Below are 26,162 nucleotides of genomic sequence, written 5' to 3'. Positions count from 1 at the left end.
CACCTTCATAGCCCTGATACATTCCATCAATCGGCCTGACGACGCAGGAAAGCCGGGATGTCCAGGTAGTCCAGATCATCTTGCGGATTCATCTTCGCGGCAGTCGCAGCACCGGCCTGAGCCTGGTTGCGCATGACGGTCGGACGGTCCAGGTCACGGTAGTTCACCGCTGGAGCTTCCTGACGAACAGGGGCCTGTTGTTGTGGCTGTGCAGCCATCGAAGTGTGAACGGTGTTGTCGATGACCTTCACAGGCTTCTCGATTTTAGCGCCCAAACCTGTGGCAACGACAGTCACGTGCAGCTCGTCGCGCATGTCCGGATCGATAACGGTACCGACCTTGACCATCGCGTGCTCGGAGGCGAATGCCTCGATGATGCTACCCACGTCGGAGTATTCACCCAGGGACAGATCCGGACCGGCGGTAATGTTCACCAGGATGCCGCGAGCGCCTTGCAGGTTCACGTCTTCCAGCAGCGGGTTGCGGATGGCCGCTTCGGTCGCTTCACGTGCACGGTTCGGACCGCTGGCGCAGCCAGTGCCCATCATCGCCATGCCCATTTCACTCATCACGGTACGCACGTCGGCGAAGTCGACGTTGATCATGCCCGGACGCTTGATGATGTCGGAGATACCGCGGACGGCACCGGCCAGTACATCGTCTGCCTTGGCGAAAGCCGACAGCAGGCTGGCGTCTTTACCGAGGATGGTCAGCAGCTTCTCGTTGGGAATGGTGATCAACGAGTCGACGCTTTCGGAGAGCATGCGGATGCCTTCGTCGGCGATCTGCATACGCTTGCGGCCTTCGAACGGGAACGGACGGGTCACGACCGCAACGGTCAGGATGCCCATTTCCTTGGCCACTTCGGCGATGATCGGCGCAGCACCGGTACCGGTACCGCCGCCCATGCCGGTGGTGATGAACACCATGTTGGTGCCGGCCAGCACTTCGGCAATGCGCTCACGGTCTTCCAGAGCGGCTTGACGGCCGACTTCAGGGTTGGCGCCAGCGCCCAGGCCCTTGGTCACGCCGGTGCCCAGTTGCAGGATGGTCCGCGCGCCGATGTTTTTCAGCGCTTGAGCATCGGTGTTGGCGCAGATGAATTCGACGCCTTCGATGTTGCTCTTGACCATATGGTTGACAGCGTTGCCGCCGCCACCGCCGACACCGATAACTTTGATTACCGGGCTTGCGGGGATGTTGTCTACGAGTTCGAACATTTTCCCTCTCCTTTACATTCTCTAGTTTTTTCGCCTACTGCGTGCTTCGGTGTAACGGTATTGCGGTAAATCTTCAGAAATTGCCCTGGACCCACTTCTTCAGGCGGTCCAGCAGCGGAGCCTGTGGCTCTTCGTTGCTGTAGCTGTCGCGACTGCCGATGCCCGAGAACGAGATGCCGTCGGACTGCTTCTGCAGGCCGTACATCAACAGGCCGACGCCGGTGGAATAGATCGGGTTGCGTACCACGTCATCCAGACCTTTCACGCCGTGAGGCACGCCCAGGCGCACCGGCATGTGGAAGATTTCCTCGGCCAATTCGGTAGCGCCTTCCATCTTCGACGTACCGCCGGTCAGCACGATGCCGGCCGGGATCAGGTCTTCGTAACCACTGCGACGCAGTTCGGCCTGGATCAGCGTGAACAGCTCGTCGTAGCGCGGCTCGACCACTTCGGCCAAGGCCTGGCGGGACAGTTCGCGCGGCGGACGATCGCCAACGCTTGGCACCTTGATGGTTTCACCGGCACCGGCCAGTTTGGCCAGGGCACAGGCGTAGCGGATCTTGATTTCTTCGGCGTACTGGGTCGGAGTGCGCAACGCCATGGCGATGTCGTTGGTCACCTGGTCACCGGCAATCGGGATCACCGCGGTGTGACGGATCGCACCTTCGGTGAAGATCGCGATGTCGGTAGTACCGCCACCGATGTCCACCAGGCACACGCCCAGCTCTTTCTCGTCATCGGTCAGTACCGAGTACGCGGAAGCCAGTTGCTCGAGAATGATGTCGTCGATTTCCAGACCGCAGCGGCGCACGCATTTTTCAATGTTCTGTGCGGCGTTGACGGCGCAGGTGACCACGTGGACCTTGGCTTCCAGACGTACGCCGGACATGCCCAGCGGTTCGCGGACGCCTTCCTGGTTATCGATTACGTAATCCTGCGGCAGGGTGTGCAGCACGCGCTGGTCAGCCGGGATCGCCACGGCCTGGGCCGCGTCGAGCACACGCTCAAGGTCCGCCGAGCTGACTTCGCGATCACGAATCGCCACGATGCCGTGGGAGTTCAGGCTGCGGATGTGATTACCGGCCACGCCGACGAACGCCGAGTGAATGCGGCAACCAGCCATCAGCTGCGCTTCTTCGATGGCGCGCTGGATCGATTGCACGGTGGACTCGATGTTCACCACCACGCCTTTTTTCAGGCCACGGGACGGATGGGTGCCGATCCCGACGATTTCCAGCGTGCCGTCGTCCGCGACCTCGCCCACCAGCGCCACCACCTTGGAGGTGCCGATATCGAGACCGACGATCATTTTGCCGCTTTGCACGTTTGCCATGGGTCCTGCCTCTTCTTAATTCTTCGCGACAGCGGGTTGGGCTGCCGTGGGCGCTACAGGTTCCCGCCAGCCAACAGCGAGGCCGTTGGCGTAGCGCAGATCGATGCGCGCAATGTTCGTAATCTGTTCTTTGAGCGTCTTGTCATAGATGGCGATGAAACGGCGCATCTTTTCCACCTGGTTGCCGCGTCCCAGCAGCAGTTCTATCCCGGGACCCGCACTGCCGGGGCCGGTGGTCAGGAACCAGCTGCCGCGATCACGCAGTTCGAGGCGTGCAATCGAGAAGCCCAGCGGCCTGAGCATCTGGCTCAGTACCTGGTATTGCTGCATCACTTGCTGCTGAGCCCGCTGTGGGCCGAACAGCTGTGGCAGGTGTTCATAGTTCGCCAGCTCGCGCGGGGTGAAGGCCTGGCCCTGGTTGTTCAACAGCGACTCGTCGCCCCAACGGGCCACGGGCAGTTGTTCTTCCAGGCGGATCACCACTTGATCCGGCCACACCCTGCGCACTTCGGCGTGGGCAATCCATGGCATCTGTTCCAGCTCGGTGCGCATGCTCGCCAGGTCGATGGTGAAGAAGCTCGACGCCACGTAGGGGGCGATCCGCTGCTGCACCGCTTGCTGGCTGATGTAACTCAGGTCGCCCTGCACGTTGATCTTGGTGATCGGCCTGTCGGCATACGGCAACAACCGTGTCGCGCCTTCGTAAGTACCGAACCCCAAAGCCACCAGCAGTACCGGCCAGAACAACGCTTTGAGAAAACCGAAGTTGGCTTTCGGCAGGCGCGCGGACATCGGCTCTTTGGCCACCATTCGGCTGGCACCCCGCGGTACCGGCTTGCGGCCGATCGGTGCGGTGGGCTGATGTCTGAGCTGAGCGCCTTGCATGGCCTTAACCTCTCGTCGACTCTTGGTTACCGGCAGTCTTGCCGGCAACGCTCTCGGCCAGAATGGCCAGGACCAGTTGCTGGAAATCCAGACCGGCGGCACGGGCCGCCATCGGCACCAGGCTGTGATCGGTCATGCCCGGTGCGGTGTTGACCTCCAGGAACCAGAACTGCCCGTCGGCGTCCTGCATCACGTCTGCCCTGCCCCAACCGGCGATACCCAGCGCTTCACAGGCTTTCGCCGTGAGGTCCATGAGTTCCTTTTCCTTGGCGCTGTCCAGACCGCACGGAATGCGGTACTGGGTATCGTTGGCGATGTACTTGGCGTCGTAGTCGTAGAAGCTGTGCGTGGTGCCCAGGGCAATCGGCGGCAACACCTGGTCACGCAGGGTGGCGATGGTGAACTCCGGACCGTGAATCCATTGCTCGACCAACACTTGCGAATCGTAGGTACTGGCCGCTTTCCATGCGTCGATCAATTCGGACGCGGAACTCACTTTGGCCATACCGATACTTGAACCTTCATGGGCCGGTTTGACGATCAAAGGGAAGCCCAGTTCCGTCGCTGCCGAAATACAATCGGCCTCGCTGCTCAGTACCGCGTGACGTGGGGTTGGAATGCCCAGGCTGTGCCAGACCTGCTTGGTGCGCAGTTTGTCCATGGCCAGGGCGGAAGCCAGGATGCCGCTGCCGGTGTACGGAATGCCCAGGCATTCGAGCAGGCCCTGCATGCTGCCGTCTTCACCGCCACGGCCGTGGAGGATGATGAAGGCGCGGTCGATTTTTTCGTTGAGCAGACGCTGCAGCAGGTCATCGCCCACGTCGAGGCCGAACGCGTCCACACCGGCGCTTTGCAGCGCGTCCAGAACAGCGTTACCCGACTTCAGGGAGACCTCACGCTCGGCGCTCTTGCCGCCGAACAGCACGGCGACGCGGCCGAAGTCTTTCGGCGCGATCGTGGAGACCAGGTTGGCGTAGGCAACAGTCATTTCAACTTCCCCTTCTCCGGCGCGGCAACGGCACCGGCGAACAACTCACTTTTCAACAGTTTTGGTGCGAGACCGCCGATATCGCCGGCGCCCTGGCACAGCAGGATGTCGCCGGCGCGCAGCAGCGGCTTGACCACTGGCGCGAGGTCGACGCCACGCTCGATGTAGATCGGGTCGAGCTGGCCACGCTGACGGATGCTGTTGCACAGCTTGCGGCTGTCGGCGCCCGGAATCGGCTCTTCGCCGGCCGGATAGACTTCCATCAGCAGCAGTACGTTGGCGTCGGCCAGCACATTGACGAAATCGTCGTACAGGTCACGGGTGCGGCTGTAACGGTGCGGCTGGTAGACCATCACCAGGCGGCGCTCCGGCCAGCCACCGCGTACGGCCTTGATCACGGCCGCGACTTCCGTCGGGTGGTGACCGTAGTCATCGACCAGCATCACATTGCCGCCGTCCACCGGCAGTTCGCCGTAGACCTGGAAGCGTCGGCCGACCCCCTGGAACCCGGACAGGCCCTGGACGATGGCTTCATCGCTGACGCCTTCGTCGGTGGCGATGCAGATGGTCGCAAGGGCATTCAATACGTTGTGGTTGCCCGGCATGTTCACCGAAACATCCAGTGGCTCGCGGTCGGGACGCAGTACGGTGAAGAAGGTCTGCATGCCTTGCTGGCGCACATTGATGGCGCGCACGTCGCAATCTTCGCCAAAGCCATAGGTAACGGTCGGGCGCTTGACCTGCGGGAGGATTTCACGCACCACCGGATCGTCCAGGCACACCACGGCCAGGCCATAAAACGGCAGGTTGTGCAGGAACTCGACGAAGGTTTTCTTCAGTTTGTTGAAGTCACCGTCGTAGGTCGCCATATGATCGGCGTCGATGTTGGTGACCACAGCCACCAGCGGCTGCAAGTGCAGGAAGCTGGCGTCGCTTTCGTCGGCTTCGGCGATCAGGTAGCGGCTGGTGCCAAGCTGGGCATTGGTGCCCGCGGCATTAAGGCGGCCACCGATCACGAATGTCGGGTCCAGGCCACCGGCGGCGAACACCGAAGCGATCAGGCTGGTGGTCGTGGTTTTGCCGTGGGTACCGGCAACGGCGATACCGTGGCGATAACGCATCAGCTCAGCCAGCATCTCTGCACGCGGCACCACCGGGATACGGCGTTCCAGCGCGGTAGCGACTTCCGGGTTGGACGTGTTCACGGCGCTCGACACCACCAGCACGTCGGCGGCCGCGGCGTTCTCGGCGCGATGGCCGATGAAGATCTGCGCGCCGAAGGACTCCAGGCGTTCAGTCACCGGCGAAGCCTTCAGGTCGGAACCGGACACGGCATAACCCAGGTTCAGCAGCACTTCGGCAATCCCGCACATGCCCACACCGCCGATACCGACGAAGTGGATGCGACGGATGCGGCGCATTTCCGGTTGCGGCATGGCTTTCTGACTCTCAACCATGGGCCACCTCCAGGCAGCTATCGACCACGTTACGGGTGGCATCGGGTTTGGCCAGGCGGCGTGCCGCGGTAGCCATTTCGTTGAGTCGTTGTGGTTGCATCAGGACCTCTGTCAGGCGAGCGGCAAGATCCGCTGCGCCAGTCGTTCTTTGTGGCATCAGGAAGGCTGCGCCTTCACGGGCCAAATATTCGGCGTTGCGGGTCTGGTGATCGTCGATGGCATGAGGCAAAGGCACCAGCATCGAGGGCAGACCGGCGGCGGCCAGTTCACTGATGGTCAGCGCGCCTGCGCGACATACCACCAGGTCGGCCCAGCTGTAGGCTTGGGCCATGTCTTTGATGAAGGGCTGCACCTGCGCCTCGACGCCAGCCGCGCGATAACGCTCTGCAGTCACTTCATCGTGGTTTTTGCCGGCCTGATGGAACACTTCCGGACGCAAATCGGCAGCGACTTGCGACAGGGCTTCAGGCAGCAACTTGTTCAACGGTTCTGCGCCCAGACTTCCGCCCAGGATCAGCAAACGCGCCTTGCGACCGGCCAGGGCAGGTCGCGATGTCTCGAGGAACAGCTCGGTGCGCACCGGATTACCGGTGGTCCGGCGGCTGTCCGACAGGGTAAAGGTGTCGGGGAACGCTTCACAGACTCGGGCGGCCAACGGCACCAGCAACCGATTGGCGGTACCGGCCACGGCGTTCTGTTCGTGAACGATCACCGGCACACCGGCCAGTTTGGCCGCGACGCCGCCAGGACCGGTCACAAACCCACCAAAGCCAACGACGCAGACCGGCTGCAGACGGCGAATGATCGCCCGCGCCTGCCAGACCGACTTGAACAACATGAACGGTGCCTTTAGCAGGGACAATTTGCCCTTGCCGCGCAAACCGCTGGCATTGATCCGATGCAGTTCGATACCGGCCGCCGGCACCAGATCGTTCTCGATCCCACGCGGGGTGCCGAGCCAGTGCACGGTGTAGCCGCGCGCCTGGAATTCGCGGGCACAGGCCAGCGCCGGGAACACGTGGCCACCGGTACCGCCAGCCATGATCATGACGTTAGCGCCCATGGTTCGGCTCCTCGGCGAAGTCGCTCTCATGGAACTCCATCTCTTCGCTGCCCAGGTGGGTTCGACTTTCCCATTCGATGCGCAGCAACAAGCCGAGACAGGCGCAGCAAATCACCAACGAACTACCGCCATAACTGAGGAACGGCAGGGTCAGCCCCTTGGTCGGCAGCAGGCCGACATTCACGCCGATGTTGATCAGGAACTGGCCGATCCACAGGAACGACAGTCCGTATGCCACATAGGCTGCGAAAAACTGCTTGGCCTTTTCAGCCCACAAACCGATGTACATGCCACGAATACACACGAAGACAAACAGTGCCACGGTGCACAACGAACCCACCGCACCCAGCTCTTCGGCCAGGACCGAGAACACGAAGTCAGTGTGGGCTTCCGGCAGGTAGAACTGTTTCTGCACGCTGTTGCCCAGACCCACGCCCAGCCATTCGCCGCGACCGAAGGCGATCAATGCCTGGGACAACTGATAGCCAGCGCCGAACTGGTCGGCCCACGGGTCGGCAAAGTTGGTCAGACGCGCCATTCGATACGGCTGCATTTGAATCAACAGCACCACTGCGCCGACGGCCAGGACCACCATCAGGGAAAAGCGGAACAACCCGACGCCACCAAGGAACAGCATCGCCGCCGCCGCCCCCATCATCACGACGGTGGCACCGAAGTCAGGCTCCATCAGCAGCAGGCCCGCCATCGGCAGCAGCACGATGAACGGTTTGAAGAAGCCCATCCAGCTTTCACGCACTTCTTTCTGGCGACGCACCAGATAACCGGCGAGGTAGATCACCACGAACACCTTGGCGATCTCGGAAGGCTGGACGTTGAAGAAACTGAATCCGATCCAGCGCATCGAGCCGTTAACCTCACGGCCGATCCCCGGGATGATCACCATCACCAGCAGGCCGAACGCCCCCAGCAGCATCAGCCAGCCCAGGCGTTGCCAGGTGGCAATCGGGATCATCATGGTGACGATGCAGGCACCCAGGCCCAGCACCACGTAAATAAGGTGGCGAATCATGTAATACAGGGCGCTGCCCGACTGCACGGCCGCCACTTCGGTCGATGCCGAGGCGATCATGATCAGCCCCAGGCCGAGCAGCGTCAGGCAGCCGGCGAGCATCGGGAAGTCGAGGTCGATACCGCGCCCGGTGATGAGCGGCGATGGATACGGCTTGATGATGCCTTTGAGGCTCATGCCAGATCCTCCACGGCTTGGACGAACTGGTGACCACGGTCTTCGTAGTTCTTGAACATGTCGAAACTGGCGCAGGCAGGCGACAGCAGCACCACGTCGCCCGGTTGGGCTGCAGCGCGGCATTGCTCGACGGCTTCGACCAGGGAGCCGGCGCGGATCAGCGGTACGGCATCGCCGATGGCTTCACCGATCTTGTCGGAGTCACGCCCCATCAGGACCACGGCGCGGCAGTTGGCCGCCACCGGATCGCGCAGGTCCTTGAACTCGGCACCCTTGCCGTCGCCACCGGCGATCAGCACGATCTTGCCGTCGATGTCCGCGCCGAGGCCTTCGATGGCCGCCAGTGCGGCACCGACGTTGGTGGCCTTGGAATCGTTGTAGTAACCCACGCCGTCGAGGTCGCGGACCCATTGGCAGCGATGCTCGAGACCGGCGAAGGTGCGCAGGCTCGACAGCATGGCATCGAACGGCAGGCCGACAGCATGGCCCAGGGCCAAGGCTGCCAGGGCGTTGGACTGGTTGTGGGCGCCGCGAATCTTCAGTTCGCGCACTGGCATCAGGTTCTGGAATTCGAAGCCCAGGTATTTCTCGCCGTCTTCTTCACGAATACCGAAAGCCTTGAAATCGGGTTTGCTCAGGCCGAAGGTCCAGCATGGCTGCCCTTCGCCCATCAGCGGACGACTCAAAGCGTCCTGACGATTGACCACAAACTGCCTGGCGCCACGGAAGATCCGGTGCTTGGCCAGGTGGTAGGCCGGCAGACCGCTGTAACGGTCCATGTGGTCTTCGCTGATGTTGAGCACGGTCGCGACTTCGGCGTTGAGTTGGTCGGTGGTTTCCAGCTGGAAACTCGACAGCTCCATCACGTACAACTCGATATCGTCGCTGAGCAGGTCCAGCGCCGGGGTGCCGAGGTTGCCGCCGACGGCAACTCGCTTGCCAGCCGCAGCCGCCATTTCGCCGACCAGCGTGGTGACGGTGCTTTTCGCGTTGGAGCCGCTGATGGCCACGATCGGCGCCTTCGCGTTAAGCGCGAACAGCTCGATGTCACCGGACAATTTCACGCCACGGGCGGCGGCGGCCTGTAGGGCCGGGGTCGCCAGCGCCAGGCCGGGGCTCACGTAGAGCTCGTCGGCACGGCACAGGAACTCGACATCCAACTCGCCACAACGCACTTCCACGTGCGGATAGTCACGCTTGAGCGCGGCCAGTTCCGGTGGATTTTCCCGCGTATCGGCCACGGCAAACGCCACGCCCCGGTTCGCCAGGAAGCGAACCAGGGACATGCCGCTCTTGCCGAGGCCGACAACGATGCGGAAGTGGTCAGAAGCGATCAGAGACACTTGTTTCTACCTCAGCTTCAGGGTGGCAAGGCCGATCAGCACGAGAATCACGGTGATGATCCAGAAACGGACGATCACGCGCGGCTCGGGCCAGCCCTTGAGTTCAAAGTGGTGGTGAATGGGCGCCATGCGGAATACACGGCGACCGGTCAGTTTAAAAGAGGCGACCTGAATGACGACTGACAGGGTTTCCATCACGAACACGCCGCCCATGATGAACAGGACGATTTCCTGACGGACGATCACCGCGATGGTGCCCAGGGCCGCGCCCAGCGCCAGTGCGCCGACGTCACCCATGAAGACTTGTGCCGGATAGGTGTTGAACCACAGGAAGCCCAGGCCGGCTCCGATCAACGCGCCACAGAACACAATCAACTCGCCTGCGCCCGGTACGTAAGGAATCAGCAGGTATTCGGCGAACTTCACGTTACCCGACAGGTAGCAGAAAATGCCCAGGCCACCACCAACCATCACGGTCGGCATGATCGCCAGGCCGTCGAGGCCGTCGGTCAGGTTGACCGCGTTGCTCGAACCGACAATCACGAAATAGGTCAGCACGATGAAGCCGGCGCCCAGCGGAATGCTGTAGTCCTTGAGCATCGGCAGGATCAGCGTGGTTTCCACCGGCGTGGCGGCAGTCATATAAAGGAAGATCGCCGCGCCCAGACCGAACACCGATTGCCAGAAATATTTCCAGCGGCTCGGCAAGCCACGGGAGTTCTTCTCGATGACCTTGCGGTAGTCGTCGACCCAGCCGATGGCGCCGAACAGCAAGGTCACCAGCAGTACGACCCAGACGTAACGGTTGCTCAGGTCAGCCCACAGCAGGGTGCTGACACCGATGGACGACAGAATCAGCGCGCCGCCCATGGTCGGTGTACCCGACTTGGACAGGTGCGACTGCGGGCCGTCGTTGCGAACGGATTGACCGATCTGACGGCTCTGCAACGTGCGGATCATCCATGGGCCATAGCACAGCGACAAGACCAGCGCGGTCAGTACACCGAGAATCCCGCGCAGGGTCAGGTACTGGAAGACCGCGAAGCCTTTGTAGAACTGTTGCAGATACTCCGCTAGCAGCAGCAGCATTAATGTTTCTCCAGACTGGACCCGCACAAGGCGGCGACGATGTTTTCCATCGCAGCGCTGCGCGACCCCTTGATCAAAATGGTGGTGTTTGTGTCTTGCTCGGCACCCAGGGCCTTGATCAGTTCAGCCTGCGTGCTGAAGTGAAAAGCCTGTGGACCGAATGCGTTCACGGCGTGAGCCATCATTGGCCCGACGGCGTACAGCGCAGAAACCTTGCCACGGGCGTACGCGCCCACGTCGCGGTGCCCCTGCTCCGCCCATTCGCCCAACTCGCCGATATCCCCGAGCACCAGGACGGTGCGACCGGAAAAGCCGGCCAGTATATCAACGGCAGCGCACATGGAGGTGGGGTTGGCGTTGTAAGTGTCATCGATCACGCGCATGCCATTGGTGGCCAGTTGCGCGACGGTGCGCCCCTTGACCGGTTGCATCGCGCCAAGGCCGGTGGCGATACCGAACAGCGACACACCCAGGGCATGGGCGGCCGCGGCGGCGGCCATGGCATTGGCGACGTTATGGGTGCCGAGCAGGTTCAATTGAACGCGCTCCACGCCTTCAGGGCTGTGCAGGTTGAACGCCGGGCAGCCGCGGGCATCGGTAGTCAGGTCACTGGCGTAGAAATCGGCGCTGGCGTTGCTCAACGCAAACGTCAGCACTTTGCGATCACCGGCGCGTGCCTTCCAGATACCGAATGCCTTGTCGTCAAGATTGAGAACGGCGACGCCATCGGCATCCAGCCCTTCGATGATCTCGCCCTTGGCTTCGACGATTTTGTCCGGGCCGCCGAACTCGCCGACGTGGGCGGTCCCGGCATTGTTGAGAATGGCCACGTGCGGCCGGGTCAGGCCGACGGTGTAGGCAATTTCACCCAGGCGCGAGGCGCCCAGTTCGATCACGGCAGCGGTGTGTTCCGGTGCCAGTTCGAGCAAGGTCAGCGGCACGCCGAGGTCGTTGTTCAGGTTGCCACGGGTCGCCAGCACCGGACCACGGGTGCGCAGGATGCTCGCAAGCATCTCCTTGACCGTGGTCTTGCCGCTGGAACCGGTGACGGCCGCGACCGGATGGGTGTAGGCGGCGCGATTGAGCGCGCCCAACTGGCCGAGGGCCTGGCGAGTGTCGCTGACCAGTAACTGCGGCAGCGTGCTGCCAGCGACTTCACGCTCGACCAGCGCAGCCACGGCGCCCTTGGCGGCGACTTCATTCAGATAGTCATGACCGTCAAAACGCGGACCGGTCAGGGCAATAAACAGCTGGCCCGGCTTGATTGCACGGCTGTCGATGCTGACGCCGTCGAAGCTGGCATCGGCGGACACCAGGCGAGCACTCAGCGCACCGGTCAGTTCACTCAGTTTCAAGGCCTTAAGCATGGGCCACCTCCCACGCGGTCAAGGCATGATCAGCCTCGACCAGATCGGAAAAGGCATGGCGTTCGCCGTTGATTTCCTGATAGTCCTCGTGACCTTTCCCGGCCAGGACAATCACGTCATCCGCCGAGGCACTGGCGATCAACCGGGCAATCGCCTGACCACGACCGGCAACGAACTCCACTTTATCCACAGCCGTGAAACCGGCGCGGATGTCATCGAAAATCACTGCAGGGTCTTCAGTGCGCGGATTGTCATCGGTCACCAGCACGCCATCGGCCAGGCGCTCAACCACTTCGGCCATCAACGGACGCTTGCCGCGATCGCGATCGCCGCCACAGCCGAACAGGCACAGCAGCTGACCCTTGGCGTGTGGACGCAGAGCCAGCAGTACTTTTTCCAGGGCATCCGGGGTGTGGGCGTAATCGACCACCACCAGCGGCTGCGAGCCACCGCCCAAGCGCTGCATGCGCCCGGCAGGGCCTTCAAGCTTCGGCAGCACCTTGAGAATTTCGTCCAGGGCGTAATCCAGACCGAGCAACGCACCGACCGCCGCCAGGACATTGCTCAGGTTGAAGCGACCGAGCAAGGTGCTGCGCAAGTGGTGCTCGCCCTGTGGCGTGACCAGAGTGGCTCGCACGCCTTCGTCGTCGAATTGCGCCTGACGGCAATACAGGTAGGCGCCGGAGTCTTCCAGGCTGTAGGTGATCAACCGCGACTCGCGCTTGTCGGCGGCCAGTTGCCGGCCGAACTCGTCGTCGAGGTTGACCACGCGGCATTTCAAGTCATTCCAGTCAAACAGCCTGGCCTTGGCTTCGCCGTAGGCCTGCATGGTGCCGTGATAATCCAGGTGATCGCGGGACAGGTTGGTCATCACTGCCACATCGAACGCCAGGGCAGTCACGCGCCCCTGATCCAGGCCATGGGAAGAAACTTCCATCGCCACGGCCTTGGCCCCGGCCTTTTTCAGGTCCGCCAGGGTCGCCTGCACGGCAATCGGGTTCGGCGTGGTGTGCAGGCCGCTTTCCAGCGCCCCATAGAAACCCGAACCGAGCGTGCCGACCAGGCCGCAGTGCTGGCCGAGCAGGTCCAGCGCCTGGGCGACCAATTGAGTCACGCTGGTCTTGCCGTTGGTACCGGTCACGCCCACCAGGTTCAGGTGATGGCTTGGCTCGCCATAAAAACGCCCGGCGATGTCCGACAGCTGAGCCGCCAGACCTTTGACCGGAATCAACGGCACTTCAGTGATCGGCAGGACCGTGGCGCCTTCTACTTCATAGGCCACCGCGGCAGCACCACGCTGCAGGGCGTCAACCATATGCGCGCGCCCATCGAATTTACCGCCCGGCACAGCGAGGAACAGATCACCCGCACGCACATTGCGGCTGTCCAGGGCGAGTTCGCGAATCAGCAGATCGTGGCCGGCGTGAGGGAAAATCTTGTTCAGGCTCAGGGACATCAGCCGCGCCCTCCATTGGCTTTCAGCGGAACGACCGGTGTTGCGTTCGCTTGTTGAGTAGGTGGCAGGTTGTCCGGGGTAATGTTCATCAGGCGCAGGGTGCCCGACATCACACGGCTGAACACCGGTGCGGAAACCAGGCCGCCGAAGTAACCGGCCTTGGTCGGCTCGTCGATGACCACCACGATGGCGTAACGCGGATCGCTCATCGGGCCGAAACCGGCGAACAGCGAACGGTAGGAGTTCACGGCGTAACCCTTGGTGCCGACCGAGGTTTTACGCGCAGTACCCGACTTGCCGCCCACGTGATACGCCGGCACCTGCGCACGGAACACACCGCGCGGGGCTTCGATCACTTGTTGCAGCATGCCTTGCATGGTTTTTGCGACGGCCTCCGGCAGTACCTGGGTGGTTTGCGGCGCCTTGTCGGTCTTGATCAGGGTCAGCGGTGCGAGGCGACCGTTGTTGGCCAGGGCCGAGAAGGCGTGGACCAACTGGATCGCGGTCACGGAAACACCGTAGCCGTAGGACAGCGTGGCGGTTTCTGCCTTGCGCCATTCGCGGTAGTTCGGCAGATTGCCGACGCGCTCGCCCGGGAAGCCCAGGCCAGTGTCCTGGCCGAGGCCGACTTTCTGCGCCAGACGGAAAATGGTTTCGCCGCCGATATCGAACGCGACCTTGCTCATGCCGACGTTACTGGAATTGATCAGGATGCCGGTCAGGTCGAGCACCGGGCCTTCGGTCTTGGATACGTCCTTGATGGTGTACTTGCCAATCTGCAGGGAGCCCGGATACACCTCGACGGTATCGCTCGGTTTCCAGCGGCCGGTTTCGATGGCGGCGCTCATCGAGATCGCTTTCATGGTCGAGCCTGGCTCGAACACGTCGATCATCGCGCGGTTACGCATCATCGCCGGCTGCAGGTTGCGGCGGTTGTTCGGGTTGTAGGTTGGCTGGTTGACCATCGCGAGAATCTCGCCGGTCTTCACGTCCATGATCACCAGGCTGCCGGCCTTGGCGCCGTTCTCGATGATCGCGTTACGCAGTTCGCGGTTGGCCAGGTATTGCAGGCGCAGGTCAATGGACAACGCCAAGGGCTTGCCGGCCTTGGCGTTTTTGGTGACCTGGACATCCTTGATCAACCGGCCGCGCCGGTCCTTGATGACTTGTCGTTTACCCGGCACCCCGGCCAGCCATTCGTCATAGGCCAGCTCGATACCTTCCTTGCCATGGTCATCGATGTCGGTAAAGCCGACCATATGCGCGGTCACTTCACCGGCCGGATAGAAACGGCGGAACTCTTCGATGCCATAGACGCCAGGCACTTTGAGATCGAGCACCGCCTGGCCCTGCTCAGGCGTCAGCCCGCGCACCAGATAAATGAATTCCTTGTTGGCCTGCGCTTCAAGGCGCTCGGCCAGGGCTTTCGGGTCCTGCCCCAGGGCAGCCGCCAGTGCCGGCCACTTTTCTTTGGCCGTTTGCATTTCCTTGGCATTGGCCCAGAGGGTGGTGACCGGAGTACTCACGGCCAAAGGCTCGCCGTTACGGTCGGTGATCAGACCACGGTGAGCCGGAATCGGAATATGACGAACACTGCGGGCATCGCCCTGACCTTTAAGGAAGGCACGGTCGACCACTTGCAAATCGATGATGCGCCAGGCAATCGCGGCCACCATGATGCCGAGCAAACCCAGCACCACGCGGAACCGCCAAGGAAAGAGTGCACCTTCGAGTTTCATCATGGCGCCACCATCTTCACGTCAGCGGCACCGGGGATGTGCATTTTCAATTGTTCGGTGGCCAGCACTTCGATACGGCTGTGGGCGGTCCAGGTGCTCTGCTCCAGAATCAACCGGCCCCACTCCGCCTGCGCCTTGTCGCGCACGCTCAGTTCGTTGTACAGCGAATTCAATAGCTGACGGTTCCAGTGCGCGCTGTAAGACACGCCGATGGCCGACACGAGCACGCCGACAAACAGCAGCAGCATGAAGAAGCTTCCGCCGGGCAATGGCTTGGCGAAGAGCTTGCTCACCGCAGCTTCTCCGCCACACGCATGACAGCGCTACGGGAACGTGGGTTGGCTTTGAGTTCGGCGTCGGAGGCCGTCTGCGCTTTGCCATGGACTTTGATTTTCGGTTCGAAGGCGACATGCCGAACCGGCAGGTTGCGCGGCAGGTTGTCGGCTTCGCCTTTCACCAGTTTGCGCATGAACAGTTTGACGATACGGTCTTCCAGCGAATGGAAGCTGATCACCACCAGGCGACCGCCCACTTCCAGGCACTCCAGCGCGGCTTCGAGGCCGGTTTCCAGATCACCCAGTTCGTTGTTGACGTGGATACGCAACCCCTGGAACGCGCGGGTTGCGGGGTTCTTGCCCTTTTCCCAGGCTGGGTTGGCGACTTTCAGGACTTCTGCCAGGTCACCGGTGCGCTCGAATGGCTTGATGTCGCGACGTTCGGCCACAGCACGGGCCATGCGGCCGGAGAAACGCTCTTCGCCGTATTCCTTGAACACCCGGGCGATTTCTTCCACGGGCGCGGTGTTGACGAATTCGGCGGCGCTGATGCCACGGGACGGATCCATGCGCATGTCCAGCGGACCGTCGTTGAGGAAGCTGAAGCCGCGCTCAGGGTCGTCGAGCTGTGGCGAGGACACGCCAAGATCCAGCAACACGCCGCTGACCTTGCCGGCCAGACCGCGTTCGGCGACTTCCGAACCGAGCTCGGCAAAGCTGCGCTGCACAACGACAAAGCGGCCGTCTTCGGCCGCTAGCGTCTGCCCGGTGGCAATCGCTTGTGGATCTTTATCGAATCCGAGCAACCGACCATCGGGACCGAGCTGACTGAGGATCAACCGGCTGTGTCCGCCGCGTCCGAACGTGCCGTCCAGATAGCAGCCATCAGGACGTACGGCGAGAGCCTCGACGGCTTCGTCAAGCAGTACGGTGATGTGGTTAAAGCCGCTATCAATAGTCACAGGATCAAATCACGCAGTTCATCAGGCATCGCGCCCGGTTGTTGAATGGCAGCCAGGTCGGCGGCAGAAACCGCGTTCCAGGCATCCTCGTCCCACAATTGGAACTTGTTCAGTTGGCCTACCAACATCGCGCGCTTATCCAACTTGGCATATTCACGAAGACGCGGCGGAACCAGAAAACGACCACTGCCATCGAGCTCGAGGTCGACGGCATTACCAATCAGTAAACGTTGCAGGCGGCGGTTCTCTTCGCGAAGCGAAGGCAGTGCGCGCAGTTTGGTTTCAATAATTTCCCACTCATCGAGGGGGTAAACACACAAACAAGGATCAACGGCATCAATTGTCACGATCAATTGACCGGAACTGCGCGAATCGAGCTCGTCACGGTACCGGCTCGGCATTGCGAGACGGCCCTTTGCATCGAGACTGATAGCGTTGGCTCCGCGAAACACGTCTGCGCTTCTCCAAATTCTAGCGTTTTGAGTTCAAAAAACCCACTTCATGCCACTTTCCGCCACTTGCGCACACTATAGGAATGCGCCCACCACACCGTCAAGGCGCGGAGTAAAGGAAAACCCTTACAGAACTGAGATTTAGGATCATTAACGGAGGGACAACGAGAATCCGGCAGATGAAACTGATCGATAACTTGAATCAGCACAGAAGGCTGCGTTCGAAAGTTAAAGTAATTTATTAAGAGTAAGATTTTTTTGGTATTACAAAAGAGGTTCTGCGGATGAATGTGTAAGGAGGGAAATTGCTATCACCCAACCCCCTACTCAATGATTCAAGCAGAGGAAAGAAAAAGGTGGAGAGTCGATCTGTAAGCCGGGTTCTGTCTTGAACAGTCATTCGTCTACGATGGCCATCACTGGACATCTTTAGCAACCTACCCGGTCCCAGCGCGGGCCACGCCTTGGGACCCTATTTGGTCTTGCTCCAAGTGGGGTTTACCTAGCCACGAACTGTTGCCAGACGTGCGGTGCGCTCTTACCGCACCTTTTCACCCTTACCGGCGCCGAAGCGCTTAGGCGGTTATTTTCTGTGGCACTTTCCGTAGGCTCACGCCTCCCAGGCATTACCTGGCACTTCGCCCTATGGAGCCCGGACTTTCCTCCCCCCCCTAATTTTCATAGAGGGCAGCGACTGTCCGATCGACTCTCCGCCGCGAAGGTTACCGGCAGAGCGCCCGAAGAACAAGCACCAAGCGCCATTGGGCACGCCTGCGCGTCGGGTTTTACTCGCCCTTCTGCTGATCCAGCGCGATTTGGTACAGCACATTCTTTCGCTCGCCGGTGATTTGCGCCGCCAATGCCGCCGCACGCTTGAGCGGCATTTCTTCAAGCAACAGGTTGAGGATACGCATCGCTTCGCTGCTGACGGCACCTTCCTCTTCGGGCGCGGACCAGCCTGCCACCAGTACCACGCACTCACCGCGCTGCTGGTTGCTATCCGACTCGACGAACTCGCGCAGCTCAGCCAGAGGCAGCCCCTTGAGGGTCTCGAACGTCTTGGTCAGCTCGCGGGCAAGCAGCGCCGGGCGCTCTGGACCGAACACCAGTTCCATGTCTTGCAGACATTCGAGGATGCGATGCGGGGCCTCATAGAAGATCAATGTGCGAGGCTCTTCCTTTACCTGCTCGAGACGCGCACGTCGCCCCACAGCCTTTGCAGGCAGAAAACCTTCGAATATGAAGCGGTCGGAAGGCAGCCCTGCTGCCGACAGTGCTGCAATCAACGCGCAGGCACCCGGAACCGGCACTACATTAATGCCCGCTGCCCGGGCCTGCCGCACCAGGTGATAACCCGGATCGGAAATCAGCGGCGTCCCGGCATCCGAGATCAACGCAACGTTGTCACCGGCAAGCAGACGAGTGATAAAGCGACTACCTTCATCCCGCTCGTTGTGTTCATGGCAGGCCGCCAATGGCGTCGCAATGCCGAAGTGCTGCATCAAGCGCTGGGAATGACGGGTGTCTTCCGCGGCGATGAGGGCCACTTCACGCAGAATCTTCAGCGCCCGCGCACTGATGTCATCCAGGTTGCCGATGGGCGTCGCCACCACATAAAGCGAGCCAGCAGCGGAATTCAAAGCACCTGGAGCAGTCAAAGCGCACACCTCATGATCGGTAAAAGTCGCCATTGTAGCGCGTAGCGAGACTCACGATACCCGCAAGCAAACGAGGTATCGGTGACCGTTTGTGCGCTGGCGCAACATTTACACCAGCTAAATTGATTGATTCACGCCAGTAACATCGCACCCCGGCCAGTGCTTGGGTACAATTCCACGCTAATTTGATCGAGTATCAGGAACGCTTACATGATCGCTTGCCTGCGGCTGTTATCTGCCCTCTGCCTCGCTGCCTTGCTGACGGCTTGCGCCAGCTCGCCCTCCTCCAGCCTTGGCGAGCTTCCACGGACACCGGACGCCAGTATCGAGCAACTGCTTGAGAAGGCCTCCCAAAGCAAATCACCGGAAGATGCCGCCCTGCTGCGCCTGAGCGCCGCCGACCTGGCTTATCGCCAGGGCAATGCCGGCCAATCCGCGCAAATCCTGCAACAGGTTCCTGTCGAACAGCTCAAGCCGGGGCCACAGGTTTTCGCCAACACCCTGGCGGCGGAACTGGCCATGACGCGCAATCAGCCCAAGGCCGCGCTGGCCGCCTTGAGCCATCCGAGCCTGCAATACTTGAGCGAACTGCCCGAGGAACAACAGGTCCGCACCGGCACCATCCACGCCCGCGCACTTGAAGCCGATGGCCAGACCCTTGCCGCCGCTCGCCAGCGCATTTTCATCGCCCCGATGCTCGAAGGCGAAGCCGCGAGCAAAAACCACGAAGCCATCTGGACCCTGATCGCTTCGCTGCCGACCAATCAGTTGCAGCCAAGTGCCACCGACGATCTCGGCGGCTGGATGGCCCTGGCACTGGCAGTGAAATCCGCCGGCACCCTGGAGCAGCAACAGGCCGCCATCGACAACTGGCGCGCGCAGAATCCGAAGCACCCGGCAGCCATTCAATTGCCGCAGCCACTGACCCAACTCAAGGAACTGGCCAGCCAGCCCCTGAACAAGATCGCCCTGCTGCTGCCTCAGGACGGCCAACTGGCGGCGGTTGGCAAAGCGCTGCGCGACGGCTTCATGGCCGCTCACTACCAGGCCCAACAGGCCGGGCAGAAACCACCCGCCATCGAGTTTTATGACAGCTCGCGCCTGACTTCCATGGACGAGTTCTACCGCAAGGCCCAGGCCGATGGCGTGCAACTGGTCGTCGGCCCGCTGGAGAAGCCACTGGTCAAACAGCTGAGCACTCGCCCGCAGTTGCCGATCACCACCCTGGCACTGAATTACAGCGAGGGCGATCAAGGCCCGGCGCAGCTGTTCCAGTTCGGCCTTGCCGCTGAAGACGAAGCCCGCGAAGTGTCGCGCCGCGCTCGCGCCGACGGCCTGCATCGCGCAGCCATCATGGTGCCGAAAGGTGAATGGGGCGACCGCGTGCTCAAGGCGTTCAGCCAGGATTGGCAAGCCAATGGCGGCACCATCGTCGCCACCGAACGCGTCGACCAACCGGTCCAGTTGGCCCAGCAAATTGCCGACATGTTCCAGCTGCGTCAGAGCGAAGGTCGCGCCAAGAGCTTGCAAAGCACCGTTGGCTCGCAAGTGGCTGCCCAGCCATCGCGCCGCCAGGACATCGAGTTCATTTTCCTCGCCTCTACACCGCAACAGGCCCAGCAGATCAAACCGACCCTGAACTTCCAGTACGCAGGCGATGTTCCGGTCTATGCCACCTCCCACGTGTTCAGCGCCAACGGTGACGTCAACCAGTACAACGACATGAATGGCATTCGCTTCTGCGAGACGCCATGGTTGCTGGACGCCAATGATCCACTACGCCGCCAGGTCACTGCCCAGTGGCCACAAGCCGCCGGCAGCCTGGGGCGCCTGTATGCCATGGGCGTGGACGCCTATCGTCTGGCGCCACGCCTGGGCCAGCTCAAGTCACTGCCGGACAGCCGCATCGACGGTGAATCGGGCAGCCTTGGAATGTCCCAGAGCCAGCGGGTCGTGCGCCAGTTACCATGGGCCGAGTTCGCCAATGGCCAGATTCAGCGCCTGCCGGACACCGCTCGCTGATGCCTGACAGGTCACGCCAGCAAAGCGGCAAGGATGCCGAGCGCCATGCGCTCGAGCATCTTCAACAACAGGGTCTGCGCCTGCTGGCGCAGAACTGGTTGTGTAAACGCGGCGAGCTTGATCTGGTCATGCTAGATGGCGATACAGTAGTATTCGTTGAAGTCCGTTACAGAAAAAACACTCAATGGGGTGGCGCGCCCGATAGCATCGATGAGCGCAAACGGCAAAAACTGATTTTCGCCGCGCAATATTATCTTCAGCACGAGCCGCGCTGGGCCAATTCCCCTTGCCGCTTCGACGTGATTGCCATCGACAGCCACCTCGATCAGTTGAACTGGCTACAGAATGCCTTCGACGGCTGATCGCCGGCATTGCGAACCGGACACTATCACCCAACATTTTGCTCTTTGCTTTGCGGGCTGCACATTCACGTGCCGAACAGCCGCGCTACTTAAGGTCACACAGATGGACATGCAATCCCGAATTCGCCAGCTTTTTCAGGCCAGTATCGACACCAAGCAACAGGCGATGGAAGTACTTGCACCGCACATCGAGCAAGCCAGCCAGGTCATGGTCAACGCCCTGCTCAACGAAGGCAAAATGCTTTCCTGCGGCAATGGCGGCTCTGCCGGCGATGCCCAGCACTTCTCCTCCGAGCTGCTCAATCGCTTTGAGCGCGAACGCCCAAGCCTGCCGGCCATCGCCCTTACGACCGACAGCTCGACGATCACCTCGATTGCCAACGACTACAGCTACAACGAAATCTTCTCCAAGCAGATCCGTGCGCTTGGCCAACCGGGCGATGTGTTGCTGGCTATCTCCACCAGCGGCAACTCGGCCAACATAATTCAAGCGATTCAGGCCGCACATGATCGCGAAATGATTGTCGTAGCATTGACGGGACGCGATGGCGGCGGCATGGCGTCGCTACTGTTGCCCGAGGACGTCGAGATTCGCGTACCGGCCAACGTCACCGCTCGTATTCAAGAAGTCCACCTGCTGGCGATCCATTGCCTTTGCGACTTGATCGACAGCCAATTGTTCGGGAGTGAAGAATGACCCCTAATCGCCTTGGCCTACTGGCCTTGACCCTGTGCCTCAGCATCAGCGGTTGCACCTCGGTGGTGACTGCCAGCCGTGAAGCACCGATTGAAGATGACCGCGGCACTCGCACACTGGGCAGCAAGATCGACGATTCCCTGATCGACACCAAGGTTGGCGTGAACGTCGCCAAGGCCGACCCAGCCCTGGATAAGGATTCGCATATCGTCGTCACCAGCTTCAACGGTGTCGTACTGCTCGCCGGGCAAACGCCACGCGCAGACCTCAAGGCCAAGGCCGAACAGGCTGCCGCCGCTGTCCAGCGCGTGAAAAAGGTGCACAACGAACTGCAAGTCCTGCCACCCTCCTCGTTGCTGGCACGCCAGAACGACACCTGGCTGACCACCAAGATCAAGACCCAGATGCTCGCCGATGCGAACATCCCTGGCTCGCGCATCAAGGTAGTCACTGAAAACGGCATCGTCTACTTGCTGGGCCTGCTGACCAAGCAGGAAGCGGCACAGGCGACCAACCTGGTGCAAGGGGTTTCCGGTGTGCAGAAGATCGTGAAATTGTTCGAGTACATCGACTGACCCTGCAGGAGCGAGCTTGCTCGCGAAAAACGTTTGGCGAATGCGTTCATTCAGACTGCACGCGTCATCGTTCACGCCCATCGCGAGCAGGCTCGCTCCTACATCGTTTGAAGGCGGTGGAATAAAAAAGGGTGACCCTTGCGGATCACCCTTATTTTATTTCACCACCTTCAAACTCGGGCGACCGCTTGGACGCGGCGGCTCACTGTCGGGTGGTGGAAGATCGTCATCCGGCTCGATCTCGTCGTCCTCGCCCATGGGCGATTCCAGATCGAACACCATGCCCTGACCATTCTCCCGGGCGTAGATACCCAGGATCGAAGCAATTGGCACGTACAAGGTGTGCGGTACGCCACCAAAGCGCCCCTCGAAACTGACCGCCTCGTTATCCATGTGCAAGTGACGCACGGCTTGTGGCGATACGTTCAGGACGATCTGTCCGTCACTGGCAAACCCCTGAGGCACCTGCACCGACGGGTACTCGGAATTGACCAGCATATGCGGGGTGCAATCATTGTCCACAATCCACTCATAGAGCGCGCGGACCAGATAAGGTCGACTGGAGTTCATAACGGCTCCTTAAGCCTTAGCGCATGTCGCGTTCGACACCAGACAGACTCGCCTGGAAAGCCTCACGCGCAAACTGGCGCTCCATATAATCAAGCAGCGGCTTCGCCGGCCGCGGCAGTTCTATACCCAGAATCGGCAATCGCCAGAGTATTGGCAATAGGCAGCAATCCACCAGACTTTGTTCCTCACTGAGGAAAAACGGTTTGTCGGCAAACAGTGGCGACACACCCGTCAGGCTTTCGCGCAACTCTTTTCGAGCCACGGCACGAGCCGCTTCCTTGGTCCGCGAATCCAGAATCAGGTCCACCAGACCACACCAGTCTCGCTGAATGCGGTGCATCAGCAGGCGACTGTTGGCACGCGCCACGGGATAAACCGGCAGTAGCGGCGGGTGCGGGTAACGCTCATCCAGATATTCCATCACCACAGTCGACTCCCACAACGCCAGGTCGCGATCGACCAGCGTGGGCAAGCTGCCGTAAGGGTTCACCTCAATCAGTTTAGGTGGCTGGCGACCAGCCTCCACGTAAATGATCTCGGCGCTGACACCCTTCTCTGCCAGTACGATGCGCACTCGGTGGGAATAGTGGTCGGCGGGGTCGGAGTAACAGGCCAACCGATTGGTCACGCCCATGGCGATCCTCCTCGCTTGTAGAAATTATCGAAAGCGGAAAAACGAGCGCGCCCAGAGGGCGCCTCCCGTAACGACTGGATCACCAGTTTCGCTACATCTTCAGAGGCGCCCTTGGGCGCGCGCGATTAACAGCAATAGCTTGAAGCTTTATCAGTGCACGTCTTTCCAGTATTCGCGCTTGAGCAGGTAAGCGAAGACGAAGAAGAACGCCAGGTACAACAATACGTATGTACCGATGCGCTGATGTTGCAGCTTAACCGGGTTAGCCGAGTAAGCCAGGAAGGTTACCAGATTCTTGACCTTCTCATCGAACTGCTCTGCAGTCAGGGCACCGCTTTTCGGCACGATGGTCAATTGATCGCACGCTTCATGAGTCAGCGCCGTACCGGTCAGAGGATCATATTGCTTCTTGCCGTCTTCGACGATCTGAACCTGTTTGCAACCCACCACCTGGCGACCCTGCAAGCCGACCAGGACGTTAGGCATGCCCACGTTCGGGAAGACCTTGTTGTTCACACCCCATGGGCGCGAAGGATCTTCGTAGAACGACTTCAGGTAACCGTAGAGCCAGTCAGTGCCGCGAACACGGGCAACCAGGGTCAGGTCCGGTGGCGCTGCGCCAAACCAGGCCTTGGCGTCCGCTGGCTGCATGCCGATGCTCATGTGATCGCCGATCTTGGCGCCAGTGAACACCAGCTTCTCGAGCATCAACTCATGGGGAATGCCCAGGTCGTCGGCAACACGCTCATAGCGCTGGAACTTGGCACTGTGGCAACCCATGCAGTAGTTGGCGAAGGTACGCGCGCCGTCCTGCATGGCCGCTTTATCGGAAACGTCGATGTCGACTTTTTCCAGCTCGGGGCCACCGTGTTCAGCTGCGAAAGCAAACACTGGCAGTGCAGCAAGCATCAATACAGCAAATAGTTTTTTCATCAGCCAGTCACCCTTTCCGGAACCGGTTTGGTCTTCTCGAGCCTGGTGTAGAACGGCATCAGAATGAAGTAGGCGAAGTACAGGAAGGTACACACCTGCGACAACAGCGTACGGCCTGGAGTCGGAGCCAGAACACCCAACACACCCAGGATCACGAACGAAATGCAGAACACCCAGAGCCAGATCTTGCTCAGCCAGCCTTTGTAGCGCATCGACTTGACCGGACTGCGGTCGAGCCACGGCAGGACGAACAGCACGGCGATGGCCGCGCCCATGGCGATCACGCCCAGGAGCTTGTCCGGAACCGCACGCAAGATGGCGTAGAACGGAGTGAAGTACCAGACCGGAGCAATGTGCTCTGGGGTCTTGAAGGCGTTCGCCACTTCAAAGTTCGGCTTTTCGAGGAAGTAGCCGCCCATTTCCGGGAAGAAGAACACGATCGAGCAGAAGATGAACAGGAACACCACCACGCCGACGATATCTTTCACGGTGTAGTACGGGTGGAAGGCAATGCCGTCCAGCGGTATGCCGTTTTCGTCCTTGTGCTTCTTGATGTCCACGCCGTCCGGGTTGTTCGAACCGACTTCGTGCAACGCCAGGATGTGCAGCACCACCAGACCCAGGATAACGATCGGCAGGGCAACCACGTGCAGGGCGAAGAAGCGGTTCAGGGTAATACCGGAAATCAGGTAGTCACCACGAATCCACTGGGTCAGGTCGTTGCCGATGACCGGGATCGCACCGAACAGCGAGATGATCACCTGTGCACCCCAGTAGGACATCTGGCCCCACGGCAGCAGGTAGCCCATGAAGGCTTCGGCCATCAGCGCCAGGTAGATCAGCATGCCGAAGACCCACACCAGTTCACGCGGCTTCTGGTACGAACCGTAGAGCAGGCCACGGAACATGTGCAGATAGACCACGATGAAGAACGCCGAAGCGCCAGTGGAGTGCAGCAGACGCAGGATCGAGCCGTACTCGACGTCGCGCATGATGTATTCGACGGAAGCGAATGCCTCTTCCGCCGACGGGGTGTAGCTCATGGTCAGCCAGACACCGGTAACGATCTGGTTGACCAGAACGAGCAGCGCCAGGGAGCCAAAGAAGTAGAAGAAGTTGAAGTTCTTCGGAGCGTAATACTTGCTGAGATGGTCTTCCCACATTTTGGTGGCGGGAAAGCGCGCATCAACCCAATCCATGAACTTGCTCATCACGCTTTCTCCGTATCGACGCCAATGATAATAATTTCATCGGTCTCATAGGAATGCGGGGGAACTGGCAGGTTCAAAGGCGCAGGCTGCGACTTGTAGACGCGACCAGCCAGATCGTAGTGGGAACCGTGGCAAGGGCAGAAATAGCCGCCTACCCAGTCCTTACCCAGATCCGCAGGTGCCACTTCGGGACGGAAGGTCGGCGAGCAACCCAGGTGCGTGCAGATACCGATCAGCAGCAGGACCTCGGGCTTGATCGAACGGGTTTCCGGATCAACGTAAGTCGGTTGTGTCGAGTTCTTGGAGGCCGGGTCAGCGAGCTGGCCCTCGATCTTCTTAAGATTCCCCAGGATTTCCTGTGTACGGCGGACGATGAACACCGGCTGGCCGCGCCACTCAGCAATCATCTGCTGGCCTGGCTCGATTTTGCTGACATTCACTTTCACCGGTGCACCTGCGGCTTTCGCCTTGGCACTGGGAAACCATGACCCCACGAACGGGACCGCAGCCCCCACCGCTCCTGCAGCACCCACCACGGATGTGGCTGCTACCAAGAAGCGACGCCGGCCTGCATTCACGCCGTCATTGCTCATTCAGTCCTCTCCCATCAGCTTTGTGGCCTGTTAAATCAGGCATCTACTAAGTAAAACTATGTACTTATAAA

The 26,162-nt window shown here is 60.6% G+C and carries 25 protein-coding genes and 1 other RNA gene; 4 read left to right on the top strand and 22 right to left on the bottom strand.

The window, feature by feature from the left end; all coding sequences use genetic code 11:
* Positions 1–26 precede the first annotated feature (26 nt).
* The 17 genes from ftsZ to rsmI form a co-directional block, all read right to left on the bottom strand.
* Positions 27–1,220: a cell division protein FtsZ gene (ftsZ, locus tag KGB20_RS26300; RefSeq protein WP_008016708.1), complete on the bottom strand. Its 1,194-nt coding sequence runs from the start codon at positions 1,218–1,220 to the stop codon at positions 27–29.
* Between the two features lie 73 nt (positions 1,221–1,293).
* Complete coding sequence (gene ftsA, locus KGB20_RS26295) at positions 1,294–2,553, bottom strand: cell division protein FtsA (protein WP_007989901.1); 1,260 nt, start codon at positions 2,551–2,553, stop codon at positions 1,294–1,296.
* 15 nt (positions 2,554–2,568) lie between these two features.
* Entirely contained in the window at positions 2,569–3,438 is an 870-nt protein-coding gene (locus KGB20_RS26290; RefSeq protein WP_154860495.1) for a cell division protein FtsQ/DivIB, read from the bottom strand.
* Between the two features lie 4 nt (positions 3,439–3,442).
* Positions 3,443–4,426, bottom strand: coding sequence for a D-alanine--D-alanine ligase (locus KGB20_RS26285; protein WP_154860496.1), 984 nt, complete (start codon positions 4,424–4,426; stop codon positions 3,443–3,445).
* Complete coding sequence (gene murC / locus KGB20_RS26280) at positions 4,423–5,883, bottom strand: UDP-N-acetylmuramate--L-alanine ligase (RefSeq protein ID WP_007989894.1); 1,461 nt, start codon at positions 5,881–5,883, stop codon at positions 4,423–4,425. Before murC ends, KGB20_RS26285 begins: the two co-directional genes overlap by 4 nt.
* On the bottom strand, positions 5,876–6,946 hold the full coding sequence (gene murG, locus KGB20_RS26275) for an undecaprenyldiphospho-muramoylpentapeptide beta-N-acetylglucosaminyltransferase (RefSeq protein ID WP_046041926.1): 1,071 nt from the start codon (positions 6,944–6,946) through the stop codon (positions 5,876–5,878). Before murG ends, murC begins: the two co-directional genes overlap by 8 nt.
* Positions 6,936–8,153 (bottom strand): putative lipid II flippase FtsW, encoded by a 1,218-nt coding sequence (ftsW, locus tag KGB20_RS26270; RefSeq protein ID WP_056726220.1) that lies wholly within the window; start codon positions 8,151–8,153, stop codon positions 6,936–6,938. Before ftsW ends, murG begins: the two co-directional genes overlap by 11 nt.
* Positions 8,150–9,496: a UDP-N-acetylmuramoyl-L-alanine--D-glutamate ligase gene (gene murD, locus KGB20_RS26265; RefSeq protein ID WP_154860497.1), complete on the bottom strand. Its 1,347-nt coding sequence runs from the start codon at positions 9,494–9,496 to the stop codon at positions 8,150–8,152. The genes ftsW and murD overlap by 4 nt, the downstream gene beginning before the upstream one ends.
* Before the next feature lie 6 nt (positions 9,497–9,502).
* Positions 9,503–10,585: a phospho-N-acetylmuramoyl-pentapeptide-transferase gene (mraY, locus tag KGB20_RS26260; RefSeq protein WP_150814944.1), complete on the bottom strand. Its 1,083-nt coding sequence runs from the start codon at positions 10,583–10,585 to the stop codon at positions 9,503–9,505.
* Complete coding sequence (locus tag KGB20_RS26255) at positions 10,585–11,952, bottom strand: UDP-N-acetylmuramoyl-tripeptide--D-alanyl-D-alanine ligase (RefSeq protein ID WP_154860498.1); 1,368 nt, start codon at positions 11,950–11,952, stop codon at positions 10,585–10,587. Before KGB20_RS26255 ends, mraY begins: the two co-directional genes overlap by 1 nt.
* Positions 11,945–13,408 (bottom strand): UDP-N-acetylmuramoyl-L-alanyl-D-glutamate--2,6-diaminopimelate ligase, encoded by a 1,464-nt coding sequence (locus KGB20_RS26250; protein ID WP_154860499.1) that lies wholly within the window; start codon positions 13,406–13,408, stop codon positions 11,945–11,947. The genes KGB20_RS26255 and KGB20_RS26250 overlap by 8 nt, the downstream gene beginning before the upstream one ends.
* Positions 13,408–15,147: a peptidoglycan D,D-transpeptidase FtsI family protein gene (locus KGB20_RS26245; protein ID WP_173677933.1), complete on the bottom strand. Its 1,740-nt coding sequence runs from the start codon at positions 15,145–15,147 to the stop codon at positions 13,408–13,410. Before KGB20_RS26245 ends, KGB20_RS26250 begins: the two co-directional genes overlap by 1 nt.
* Positions 15,147–15,440, bottom strand: coding sequence for a cell division protein FtsL (gene ftsL, locus KGB20_RS26240; protein WP_007998257.1), 294 nt, complete (start codon positions 15,438–15,440; stop codon positions 15,147–15,149). The genes KGB20_RS26245 and ftsL overlap by 1 nt, the downstream gene beginning before the upstream one ends.
* Positions 15,437–16,384 carry a 16S rRNA (cytosine(1402)-N(4))-methyltransferase RsmH gene (gene rsmH / locus KGB20_RS26235; protein ID WP_007972589.1) on the bottom strand — a complete coding sequence of 316 codons (948 nt, stop codon included), beginning with the start codon at positions 16,382–16,384 and terminating at the stop codon, positions 15,437–15,439. The genes ftsL and rsmH overlap by 4 nt, the downstream gene beginning before the upstream one ends.
* Positions 16,381–16,836 (bottom strand): division/cell wall cluster transcriptional repressor MraZ, encoded by a 456-nt coding sequence (gene mraZ, locus KGB20_RS26230; protein WP_007917012.1) that lies wholly within the window; start codon positions 16,834–16,836, stop codon positions 16,381–16,383. The genes rsmH and mraZ overlap by 4 nt, the downstream gene beginning before the upstream one ends.
* A gap of 356 nt (positions 16,837–17,192) precedes the next feature.
* Positions 17,193–17,546, bottom strand: an RNA gene (rnpB, locus tag KGB20_RS26225) — RNase P RNA component class A.
* Between the two features lie 75 nt (positions 17,547–17,621).
* A complete protein-coding gene (rsmI, locus tag KGB20_RS26220) occupies positions 17,622–18,527 on the bottom strand; it encodes a 16S rRNA (cytidine(1402)-2'-O)-methyltransferase (protein WP_167362876.1) in 906 nt (301 codons plus the stop codon).
* Between the two features lie 177 nt (positions 18,528–18,704).
* Here rsmI and KGB20_RS26215 point away from each other — a divergent pair, with 177 nt between their 5' ends.
* The 4 genes from KGB20_RS26215 to KGB20_RS26200 all read left to right on the top strand — a co-directional run bounded on the left by KGB20_RS26215 (position 18,705) and on the right by KGB20_RS26200 (position 22,150).
* A complete protein-coding gene (locus KGB20_RS26215; RefSeq protein WP_102670991.1) occupies positions 18,705–20,516 on the top strand; it encodes a penicillin-binding protein activator in 1,812 nt (603 codons plus the stop codon).
* Positions 20,516–20,878 (top strand): YraN family protein, encoded by a 363-nt coding sequence (locus tag KGB20_RS26210; protein ID WP_154860500.1) that lies wholly within the window; start codon positions 20,516–20,518, stop codon positions 20,876–20,878. Before KGB20_RS26215 ends, KGB20_RS26210 begins: the two co-directional genes overlap by 1 nt.
* Before the next feature lie 103 nt (positions 20,879–20,981).
* Positions 20,982–21,575: a phosphoheptose isomerase gene (locus KGB20_RS26205; protein ID WP_007972584.1), complete on the top strand. Its 594-nt coding sequence runs from the start codon at positions 20,982–20,984 to the stop codon at positions 21,573–21,575.
* Positions 21,572–22,150: a BON domain-containing protein gene (locus KGB20_RS26200; RefSeq protein ID WP_057713355.1), complete on the top strand. Its 579-nt coding sequence runs from the start codon at positions 21,572–21,574 to the stop codon at positions 22,148–22,150. The genes KGB20_RS26205 and KGB20_RS26200 overlap by 4 nt, the downstream gene beginning before the upstream one ends.
* Before the next feature lie 156 nt (positions 22,151–22,306).
* Here KGB20_RS26200 and KGB20_RS26195 read toward each other — a convergent pair whose 3' ends face one another.
* From KGB20_RS26195 to petA, 5 genes are all read right to left on the bottom strand, one after another.
* Positions 22,307–22,720, bottom strand: a complete 414-nt coding sequence (locus KGB20_RS26195) for a ClpXP protease specificity-enhancing factor (protein WP_007998247.1) — start codon at positions 22,718–22,720, stop codon at positions 22,307–22,309.
* 16 nt (positions 22,721–22,736) lie between these two features.
* Positions 22,737–23,354 carry a glutathione S-transferase N-terminal domain-containing protein gene (locus KGB20_RS26190; RefSeq protein WP_007989864.1) on the bottom strand — a complete coding sequence of 206 codons (618 nt, stop codon included), beginning with the start codon at positions 23,352–23,354 and terminating at the stop codon, positions 22,737–22,739.
* A gap of 150 nt (positions 23,355–23,504) precedes the next feature.
* Entirely contained in the window at positions 23,505–24,287 is a 783-nt protein-coding gene (locus KGB20_RS26185; RefSeq protein ID WP_057713354.1) for a cytochrome c1, read from the bottom strand.
* Positions 24,287–25,498 (bottom strand): cytochrome b, encoded by a 1,212-nt coding sequence (locus tag KGB20_RS26180; RefSeq protein ID WP_034149536.1) that lies wholly within the window; start codon positions 25,496–25,498, stop codon positions 24,287–24,289. The genes KGB20_RS26185 and KGB20_RS26180 overlap by 1 nt, the downstream gene beginning before the upstream one ends.
* On the bottom strand, positions 25,498–26,091 hold the full coding sequence (petA, locus tag KGB20_RS26175; protein WP_057713353.1) for a ubiquinol-cytochrome c reductase iron-sulfur subunit: 594 nt from the start codon (positions 26,089–26,091) through the stop codon (positions 25,498–25,500). The genes KGB20_RS26180 and petA overlap by 1 nt, the downstream gene beginning before the upstream one ends.
* Positions 26,092–26,162 lie beyond the last annotated feature (71 nt).

The sequence above is a fragment of the Pseudomonas sp. BF-R-30 genome, assembly GCF_019956175.1.
Lineage (GTDB): Bacteria > Pseudomonadota > Gammaproteobacteria > Pseudomonadales > Pseudomonadaceae > Aquipseudomonas > Aquipseudomonas jessenii.
The sequence above is the reverse complement of the archived record's forward strand: the minus strand, read 5'-3'. Positions and strand labels throughout refer to the sequence as shown.

Bases quoted from the DNA above. Each gene is read 5' to 3' on its own strand.
- ftsZ (WP_008016708.1), bottom strand. From the start codon at position 1,220: ATGTTCGAACTCGTAGACAACATCCCCGCAAGCCCGGTAATCAAAGTT.
- ftsA (WP_007989901.1), bottom strand. From the start codon at position 2,553: ATGGCAAACGTGCAAAGCGGCAAAATGATCGTCGGTCTCGATATCGGC.
- KGB20_RS26290 (WP_154860495.1), bottom strand. From the start codon at position 3,438: ATGCAAGGCGCTCAGCTCAGACATCAGCCCACCGCACCGATCGGCCGC.
- KGB20_RS26285 (WP_154860496.1), bottom strand. From the start codon at position 4,426: ATGACTGTTGCCTACGCCAACCTGGTCTCCACGATCGCGCCGAAAGAC.
- murC (WP_007989894.1), bottom strand. From the start codon at position 5,883: ATGGTTGAGAGTCAGAAAGCCATGCCGCAACCGGAAATGCGCCGCATC.
- murG (WP_046041926.1), bottom strand. From the start codon at position 6,946: ATGGGCGCTAACGTCATGATCATGGCTGGCGGTACCGGTGGCCACGTG.
- ftsW (WP_056726220.1), bottom strand. From the start codon at position 8,153: ATGAGCCTCAAAGGCATCATCAAGCCGTATCCATCGCCGCTCATCACC.
- mraY (WP_150814944.1), bottom strand. From the start codon at position 10,585: ATGCTGCTGCTGCTAGCGGAGTATCTGCAACAGTTCTACAAAGGCTTC.
- KGB20_RS26255 (WP_154860498.1), bottom strand. From the start codon at position 11,952: ATGCTTAAGGCCTTGAAACTGAGTGAACTGACCGGTGCGCTGAGTGCT.
- KGB20_RS26250 (WP_154860499.1), bottom strand. From the start codon at position 13,408: ATGTCCCTGAGCCTGAACAAGATTTTCCCTCACGCCGGCCACGATCTG.
- KGB20_RS26245 (WP_173677933.1), bottom strand. From the start codon at position 15,147: ATGAAACTCGAAGGTGCACTCTTTCCTTGGCGGTTCCGCGTGGTGCTG.
- rsmI (WP_167362876.1), bottom strand. From the start codon at position 18,527: ATGGCGACTTTTACCGATCATGAGGTGTGCGCTTTGACTGCTCCAGGT.
- KGB20_RS26215 (WP_102670991.1), top strand. From the start codon at position 18,705: ATGATCGCTTGCCTGCGGCTGTTATCTGCCCTCTGCCTCGCTGCCTTG.
- KGB20_RS26210 (WP_154860500.1), top strand. From the start codon at position 20,516: ATGCCTGACAGGTCACGCCAGCAAAGCGGCAAGGATGCCGAGCGCCAT.
- KGB20_RS26205 (WP_007972584.1), top strand. From the start codon at position 20,982: ATGGACATGCAATCCCGAATTCGCCAGCTTTTTCAGGCCAGTATCGAC.
- KGB20_RS26200 (WP_057713355.1), top strand. From the start codon at position 21,572: ATGACCCCTAATCGCCTTGGCCTACTGGCCTTGACCCTGTGCCTCAGC.
- KGB20_RS26195 (WP_007998247.1), bottom strand. From the start codon at position 22,720: ATGAACTCCAGTCGACCTTATCTGGTCCGCGCGCTCTATGAGTGGATT.
- KGB20_RS26190 (WP_007989864.1), bottom strand. From the start codon at position 23,354: ATGGGCGTGACCAATCGGTTGGCCTGTTACTCCGACCCCGCCGACCAC.
- KGB20_RS26185 (WP_057713354.1), bottom strand. From the start codon at position 24,287: ATGAAAAAACTATTTGCTGTATTGATGCTTGCTGCACTGCCAGTGTTT.
- KGB20_RS26180 (WP_034149536.1), bottom strand. From the start codon at position 25,498: ATGAGCAAGTTCATGGATTGGGTTGATGCGCGCTTTCCCGCCACCAAA.
- petA (WP_057713353.1), bottom strand. From the start codon at position 26,091: ATGAGCAATGACGGCGTGAATGCAGGCCGGCGTCGCTTCTTGGTAGCA.